The sequence below is a fragment of the Persicitalea sp. genome, assembly GCF_041751555.1.
Classification (GTDB): Bacteria; Bacteroidota; Bacteroidia; order Cytophagales; family Spirosomataceae; genus Persicitalea.
Genome location: NZ_JBGSXF010000558.1, coordinates 1 through 3,909, shown reverse-complemented (window position 1 = coordinate 3,909; position 3,909 = coordinate 1). Strand labels below are relative to the sequence as shown.

Annotated in this window: 3 protein-coding genes and 1 pseudogene; all 4 read right to left on the bottom strand. The window is 51.8% G+C overall.

Features of this window, described 5'->3' with window-relative positions:
- Positions 1 to 182: 182 nt before the first annotated feature.
- Complete coding sequence (eboE, locus tag ACEW8P_RS19965) at positions 183 to 1,382, bottom strand: metabolite traffic protein EboE (protein ID WP_373514835.1); 1,200 nt, start codon at positions 1,380 to 1,382, stop codon at positions 183 to 185.
- A gap of 36 nt (positions 1,383 to 1,418) precedes the next feature.
- Positions 1,419 to 2,582, bottom strand: a complete 1,164-nt coding sequence (locus tag ACEW8P_RS19960) for a 3-dehydroquinate synthase (RefSeq protein WP_373514834.1) — start codon at positions 2,580 to 2,582, stop codon at positions 1,419 to 1,421.
- Positions 2,583 to 2,594: 12 nt separating this feature from the next.
- Complete coding sequence (gene eboC, locus ACEW8P_RS19955) at positions 2,595 to 3,464, bottom strand: UbiA-like protein EboC (protein ID WP_373514833.1); 870 nt, start codon at positions 3,462 to 3,464, stop codon at positions 2,595 to 2,597.
- A pseudogene (locus ACEW8P_RS19950) lies at positions 3,465 to 3,909 on the bottom strand (hydrolase TatD); the annotation flags it as partial.

Below are 3,909 nucleotides of genomic sequence, written 5' to 3'. Positions count from 1 at the left end.
CTGGAAGGGCGGGTATCGGCTTTCCTGACTGGGTGAGCCGGACGCGCACGGGTGTGGGCTTGTCGTTTTCGTCGTCTATTGTTCTGATACGAAGATTTCCCGTTGGTTGGCCAAAGCCCACCGCAGCCAATCGGAGTGACGTCAAAATAACAAAAACGAATACCCGCATGATTGTCCGGGAGTTAATCTAATTTTCCCAGCACCCACCGCAATTCCCGCACGATCGACTCCCCGATCGGTTTTTGGATTTCTTCGGGCAGCACGCCCCAGGTGTAGGTTTCTACTTCCATGTGTTGGGTAAAGGGGTTTTCTTTCAGCAAATCCAGCGTTTTGACAATTTCGGCTTGCGTAGAATTTAGCTTCCCGTAGGAATCCACAAAGAGCGGCACGTGGAAATGGATTCGCCATTCCTCAGCATCCGCCGCGTTTTTGCTGGCCAAAGCTTCGGGCAGGTCAGGATATTTTGTAAATGTACCGTCGGATCGACGAGCGACTACCTGATGCAGATAGACCGGCTCATTGAACGAACGAAGTGATTCGATCTTCTCTCCTTTGTTTCCCTCTAAATCCATTCTCAATGCCGAACTAATCTGAATTTTGCCCACTTTAATTCCCACGGAATCCAGCCGTTCCAGCACTTTCTGCGGTTCCTCGTAAGCTACCGCCACGTGGCAGACATCGAAGCAAAGCCGAATATGATCCAACAAAGCATCCTTGGCCTGAGAATCAGTGAACCCGTATTTTTCCTGCAAATAAGGAATGCCCATTGGTAGCAGATGATCGCGGTACCAGTTTACGAACTCTGTCGAGTTTTCCAGCAGTCCGTCGGGCTCCGGCTCAATGTCCAGGTGCATAACCTTCCCCGTTTCCCTCTTGATTTCGATCAGGTAGTCGGCGATTTGCAGGATATTTTGTGTGGCCGTTTGAAAGGCATTTTCCGTGGCGGCCTCGTCTGGCCACCAAAAACGGTAGGAGAGGGGCGAGGTCGATACGCCGCCGTCCATTCCTTCGGGCAGCAATTGGGCAAGAATCGAAAACAGACGCCGCGAGTAATCGGTGCGCTCGGTGGTGGTCCAGTCGGGTGCGTGTACCTGATCCTTGACGACGGTATTATGGAAGCCCCCATAAGGAAAGCCATTCATTGTGAACACGTACAGGTCATTTTTTGCCAGCCATTCCTTGAATTCCCCCAAACGTTCCGGTTGGCTAAGTTCCACTGAGGCATCGTTGGCCAGCCGCAAACCCAGGGCGAAGGGCTGACCGTCGGCCAGCTCCTCCCGTATGAAGGGAAGATTTTCCTTCAACTCTTTGAAATGCGCGTCCCAGGCTTCGCCGGGATGGATGTTGCTGCAGTAGGTGAGGTGGCCGTAGGAGGTTTTCATTTTCTGGTTTTTGGATAAAAGCTAGGGTCAGCGTTTTTACACAGATTCGCTGAGATACCGATTTGCAAGATAGTCCACCGAATCAGAAATTATGCCTTCGTCCATTTCGTGGACTTCGACACCCAGGCCAATGGCGGCCAGCAGCATGATAGTGAGCCGCCCGCCGAGATGTTCCCGAAATTCGGCCAGGCCATGGCGCAGATTAATCTTGTCGTTCTCCGAGAGTCTGGAATTGTATAAATTGAAACCCAGCTTCTCAAATAGACTAAGAATTCTTGTTAAGTCTGCTTCCTCGATATATCCCATTTTATGAGAATAGATGCTGTCCAGCCCAATTCCTATCGCCACCGCTTCGCCGTGACGGACCTCGAAATTGGTAAGGTACTCCAGCTTGTGCGCAGCCCAGTGACCAAAGTCCAGCGGGCGGGAAGAACCAAACTCGAAGGGGTCGCCGCTGCGGATATGATCGGTGTGCATTTCGGCACAGCGATGAATTAGCTTTTCCATCGTGGGTAGGTCACGCATCGCCAGTGCATCGGCATTGGTTTCTATCCACTCAAAGAAGGTCTTATCTTTGATCAAGGCCACTTTGATTGCTTCCGAAATACCGCCGCGCCAGTCGCGGTTGTCGAGGGTTTGCAGGAAAGTACTGTCATTGAACACCGCTACAGGTGGCGCGAAGGTGCCCAGGAAATTTTTCTTGCCCTGGTAGTTGATGCCATTCTTGACGCCTACGCCCGAGTCGTTTTGCGAAAGTACCGTGGTGGGAATTCGGATATGCCGGATGCCCCGGTGCGACACTGCCGCCGCGTAACCTACCAGATCCAGCACCGCCCCACCGCCAATACCGATGACCAGCGAATGGCGGTCTATGCCTTGCTTGTCAATGGCTTTTACGATGGTGTCGAATAAGGCCGGATCATTTTTGGCGGCTTCCCCACCGGGTACAGTCAAGATTTTATCGACCAAAGACGCGGCGGATTTACTCTCCACAAAATATGCCCTGATGTTTTCTTGAAGTTGAGGGTAATGCGGTAATAATCCGGCGTCGAGGACAAAAAGAGCCTTGCGCTGAAAACCATCCGTTTCGAACGATTCCAGAAAATCGTGGAGCGTCGAATTATTTTTTGAAAAAAGATTTTGGGTAAAAAAAATCGAATACGAATAGTCGATCTGGAACTGTTGGTGGATGGTCTGCATGAATATGGTGACTCAGGTCACGGCGAAAATCTTGGCTAGGAAAATAGAACACGGTAAAAGCAAAAGCACGAGCAGGGCGAGCGGCCAGTATCCGAAGGCGACGCACCAGGCAGCGTCCATAACGATGAGCGAAAGTACCCCGGCTTTCACCGCCTTTCCGATCATTGGGCCAACGGGATTCTGGATAGCGGCCCACAACGGACGAGCAACCAAAAACACGTGCAGCACCACCCACGGAATCGCGATCAACAAATTACCTTGTGAATAGGCCACAAAAAGTTGTACCAAATGCACGGAAGCGTACAGCAAGCCCGCCAAATATAACGTACGCTGCTTGCCGCCGTGTACTTCATCCTGGCTAATCATGGTGATGGCCCCAATATAGACGATAGGAACCAGGCCAACCCACGAATATTGAGATAATGAATCAGGTAATACGCTGATTCCCAATAGTAAATTACCGCCCCGGCACATACCCATCACGATGGGCCCCCAAAGTTTGCTATGCTTGGCGTTGCGATCGTAGAGGATGACCAGTAGCGCAATGCCCAGAGCGATGAGTCCGCTTTCGAGGGAATACAATCTGGCGCAGAGTATTCCGAGGGCCAATAGGATTCCCCCGAGCAATGTGGCCGAACGCAACGACACTTTACCACTGGGAATAGGGCGCTCAGGCCGTTCGATGGCGTCGAGTTCAGCGTCGAATACATCGTTCAAAACTACCCCGCCGCCGTAAAGGCCAAGCGTCGCGAGCAGTAGATAAAAATAGCTGCCGCCTGTAAAGGAAAATCCGGCAATGGCTATGCCCGCCAGAATATCGGCCAGAGCAGTCAGCAAATTGGCCGGGCGGGTAAGTTGTAAATAGGGTTTCAGACTGGCCATTTACTTGATAAACAGCGATTCTTTGGCAATCCGTGGCTGCTGTCCGCCGCGCAGAATGGTATTGCCGTTCATCTTCTGGGTTTGGTCGATCTCCAGGCCGTTGGCAAAAACCGTTTCGTCAATCTGGCCGCTTTGCCCAAAGGCATCGATGGCATTCTGGTAGGTGACTTTCCTGATCACATCGTCGGGGATGCCGCGCATTTTCATAAGGGCGGCAGTTTTGGGCAGCGCCAGCGGATCGGAAATGCCCCAGTCGGCCGCAGAATTGATCATAATTTTCTCGGGTCCGTAACGCTCCACGACCTTGACCATGCGCTCGTTACCCATTTTGGTAAAGGGGTAAATTGTAAATCCGGCATAAAAGCCCTGATCAAGGACGCTCTCGACGGTTTCTTCATTGTTGTGGTCGATGATGACCCAGTCGGGGTCAAGCCCATGTTCCAGT